The organism is Ruegeria sp. CE12 (genome assembly GCF_056537525.1).
Genome location: NZ_JBQFRS010000025.1, coordinates 1 through 3,079, shown reverse-complemented (window position 1 = coordinate 3,079; position 3,079 = coordinate 1). Strand labels below are relative to the sequence as shown.

Genomic DNA, 3,079 nt, shown 5'->3' with positions numbered 1-3,079 from the left:
TCAGTCGAAAGCGTCACCTGCCACCCCTGCCGCACCAAGGCCTCGGCCAAAGCTTGGGCGGGGAACATATGCCCCCCCGTTCCCCCTGCCGCGATGATAGCGTGACGCGCGCCTCGAGTCCCCATCGGATTAACGCCCCCGTTTGCTAAAGATATCGGCCAAATCACCCTGTGGCCGCGCACGGGTAAAGGCCAAAATCATCCCCATCGCAAGACCTGTTGCAAGGATAGAAGAGCCGCCATAGGACACAAAGGGCAACGTCATGCCCTTTGCAGGCAAAAGCCGCACCGCCACGCCCATATTGATAAAGGCCTGTAGCGCGAACATGGTCACAAGACCCCTGCCTGCAAGGCGGATGAACGGATCGCGTTCTTTGAGCAAACGCAGGAAACTGCGAAAGGCGATTGCCGCGAAGAGGGCGATGATGATCAACACAAGGATCACACCATATTCTTCGGCAGCGACCGCAATAATGAAATCGGTATGCGCGTCAGGCAATGTCCATTTCACGGCACCCTCGCCCAAGCCTGCGCCAAAAAAACCACCTTCACGGATCGCATTGGACGCATAGGCAAGCTGGGTGTTCGGGGCCACTTCGGCGCTGAGGAACCCATCAATACGGCGCGCAAAATGCTCGGAGGCATGATAGGCAAAGATGCCCCCGACCCCTGCAAGCGCCACAACGCTGACCATGAGAATAATGGGCGCACCTGCAACGAAATAGATCACGCACCACCCCATCAAGATCAGGGCCGCCTGACCGAAATCAGGCTGCATCACCAAAATGCCAACAATGAGAATGGTCAATCCAAAGGACAGGCGCTTGCCTGGCGGGCCTGCCAATTCTTGGCTTGCGGCGACCATCCAAGCGACTGTGACAATGTAGAGGGGTTTTAGAAATTCAGATGGCTGCACCGAAGCAAACCCAAGCGAATACCACCGCACAGCGCCTTGCCCAAAATCAGTGCCAAAAATCGGCAGCGCCGCAAGGGATAGAAACGCGCCACCAAACCCCACCACCGCAAAGCGGCGTAGCATGAGCGGCGGCAGCATAGACACTAACAGCATCCCGATCATCGCCGCGCCGCCAAAGATGGCTTGGCGTGTTACATAGTGAAAGGGCGGGTGACCATTGCGTTCGGCCAAAGGTGGCGATGCGGCAAAGCCCAATAACAGGCCAATCGCAAAAAGTGCCAAAATGCAGCCTATTGTGCCGCGATCAACGGTGCGCCACCAACGGGGCAAAACCGCTTCGCCTGATTGCACAAGAACTGTGCCATGCGCCATTTCTGTCATGGGATATACCGCCCGATACTGCCTCAACCGCCCGATTTTTCGGGTCTCATTGGCAAATTAGCGAAATTTATTCCCGAAAGCCAGAGAAAGCCGCATCAGCCTTACGATTGCGCAAGAACTTGCGCAACTTGGGCGGCAAAATCATCGCCCCGCTTCTCAAAATTGTCGTATTGATCAAAACTAGCGGCGGCAGGGGCCAATAGAACTACATCGCCCGGCTCGGCCTCGGCGACAGCGCGGGCCACGGCGGCGGCCATATCGGTGCAAATCTCTTTGGGAAGATCCCCCAAATTCAAGGCAAATTTTGCAGCTTCGCGCCCGATGACATAGGCCTTTTTGACCGAGCCGAAATGTGGCCGTGCCACATCAAGCCCGCCCTCTTTCTCAAGCCCGCCACAAATCCAACGGATGGCCGGATAAGCGGCAAGCGCTTTGGCGGCGGCATCGGCATTGGTGGCCTTGCTGTCATTGACGAAACGCACACCGCGCAGTTCGCCCAAAACCTGACTGCGATGCGGCAGGCCCTTGAAGGAATGCAACGCGTCCTCGATCACGCGCGGCGCAAGGCCAAGCGCGCGCGCCACCGCATAGGCCGCACAGGCGTTTTGATGGTTATGCGCGCCTGCAAGCCCCGCGATATCGCGCAAATCAATAGAGGCCACCTGACGCCCCTTGCGCCATTCCGACAGCCAGCCTTTACGTGCAAAGACATCCCAATTCGTGCCGTCTAATTTCTGCGCAGAGGAGATGCGGATCACCCGATCATCCCCTGCCCCTTGGGTCAGTTGATTGGACAAGGACAGCCCTTCAACCTCATCAATCCCAATCACGGCGCGATCTGGGCCACCTTCGGCAAAAAGCCTGCGCTTGGCCGCATAATAGCCCCCCATCCCACCATGACGATCCAAATGATCCGCTGACAGGTTGGTAAAGACCGCAATATCGGGCGTCAGGGCGCGGGCAAGCTCGGTTTGGTAGGAGGATAATTCCAACACGACCACCCCCCCATCTTCGGGCGGATCAATATCCAAAACACCGCGTCCAATATTGCCCGCAAGCTGCACAGATACGCCCGCAACATCCAAAATATGGGCGATTAGCGCCGAGGTGGTCGATTTTCCGTTTGACCCTGTCACCGCAACCACGCGTGGGGGGCGGTCAAATTGCGCCCAATCCGCCTGACCAAGCGCCGCGAAAAACAGGCCTACATCATTATCAACAGGCACATTGGCGCGATAGGCGGCCAAAATTGCGGGATGCGGCGCAGGGTAGAGATTGGGGATACCGGGCGAGGTGATCAGGCGCGACACGCCCTCAAAAGCGCCTGCCTTTGTTAGATCAGTGACCACAAACCCATCCGCCTCGGCGCGCGCGCGCGCCTCTTGCCCATCATCCCAAACAAGCGCAATGGCCCCACCTGCTTGCAGCGCCCGCGCGGTGGCAAGACCCGAACGGCCCAAGCCCAAAACAGCGATTTTTTGACCTGAAAACCCAGTGACGGGGATCATCTGACCGCTCCTTGCTTTGTTAGCGCAGTTTCAATGTCGCAAGGCCAATCAGCGCAAGGATAAGGGAAATGATCCAGAAGCGGATCACCACTTGCGGCTCAGCCCAGCCTTTTTTCTCAAAATGGTGATGGATGGGGGCCATCAAAAACACGCGTCATTCGTTTGGCCCGCGCGGATGGGGCATTGGTGAATTGGGTCGACAATCTCGAAGCATCCGAATTCATTACCCCCGCTATCGTTGATCGTGACCCCGTGACCATTGCCATCGGCACCGA

General features: G+C 57.4%; 3 protein-coding genes and 2 pseudogenes. 1 reads left to right on the top strand and 4 read right to left on the bottom strand.

Features of this window, described 5'->3' with window-relative positions; all coding sequences use genetic code 11:
- The 4 genes and pseudogenes from ACR0IO_RS22770 to mraY all read right to left on the bottom strand — a co-directional run.
- The coding region (locus ACR0IO_RS22770) for a glycosyltransferase (protein ID WP_480745090.1) at positions 1-125 on the bottom strand (125 nt) is incomplete at its 3' end.
- A 4-nt stretch (positions 126-129) separates the two neighbouring features.
- Positions 130-1,296, bottom strand: a complete 1,167-nt coding sequence (locus ACR0IO_RS22765; protein ID WP_480745088.1) for a peptidoglycan glycosyltransferase FtsW — start codon at positions 1,294-1,296, stop codon at positions 130-132.
- 101 nt (positions 1,297-1,397) lie between these two features.
- A complete protein-coding gene (gene murD, locus ACR0IO_RS22760; protein WP_480745086.1) occupies positions 1,398-2,804 on the bottom strand; it encodes a UDP-N-acetylmuramoyl-L-alanine--D-glutamate ligase in 1,407 nt (468 codons plus the stop codon).
- Between the two features lie 19 nt (positions 2,805-2,823).
- A pseudogene (gene mraY / locus ACR0IO_RS22755) lies at positions 2,824-2,958 on the bottom strand (phospho-N-acetylmuramoyl-pentapeptide-transferase); the annotation flags it as partial.
- Between mraY and ACR0IO_RS22750 the strand changes: the two are divergent.
- Positions 2,955-3,079: pseudogene (locus ACR0IO_RS22750) on the top strand (siroheme synthase); the annotation flags it as partial. The pseudogenes mraY and ACR0IO_RS22750 overlap by 4 nt on opposite strands.

Coding starts and splice junctions, on each gene's coding strand:
- ACR0IO_RS22765 (WP_480745088.1), bottom strand. CDS start 1,296: ATGACAGAAATGGCGCATGGCACAGTTCTTGTGCAATCAGGCGAAGCG.
- murD (WP_480745086.1), bottom strand. CDS start 2,804: ATGATCCCCGTCACTGGGTTTTCAGGTCAAAAAATCGCTGTTTTGGGC.